We start from the raw sequence: 283 nt of genomic DNA on the forward strand, positions 1-283 counted from the left end.
GCATTTAGCTATGCAGGACTGACGTCTGTTGAGATACCGGATTCAGTGACCAGTATCGGAGAAGAGGCGTTTTACGGTTGTGGATCATTGAAAAAAGCGGTAATCGGAAATAATCTTGCTTATGTAGCGTATAGCGCATTTTATTCATGTGCTCTGACGGAGATTATGTGGGGAGGCAAGATTGAGAAAATAGGAAAATCGGCTTTTGCCCAGAATAAAAATCTTACGACAGTTTCGATTCCAAACAGCGTAACAGAGATCGAGTACGGGGCGTTTGCAGGAT

The 283-nt window shown here is 43.5% G+C and carries 1 protein-coding gene; it reads left to right on the forward strand.

The genetic code is table 11. From position 1 onward, the window contains the following. On the forward strand, nucleotides 1–283 hold a 283-nt coding region (locus tag NE637_RS15390; RefSeq protein ID WP_256267804.1), incomplete at both ends, for a leucine-rich repeat domain-containing protein.

The organism is Desulfovibrio desulfuricans (assembly GCF_024460775.1).
GTDB classification, from domain to species: domain Bacteria; phylum Desulfobacterota; class Desulfovibrionia; order Desulfovibrionales; family Desulfovibrionaceae; genus Desulfovibrio; species Desulfovibrio desulfuricans_E.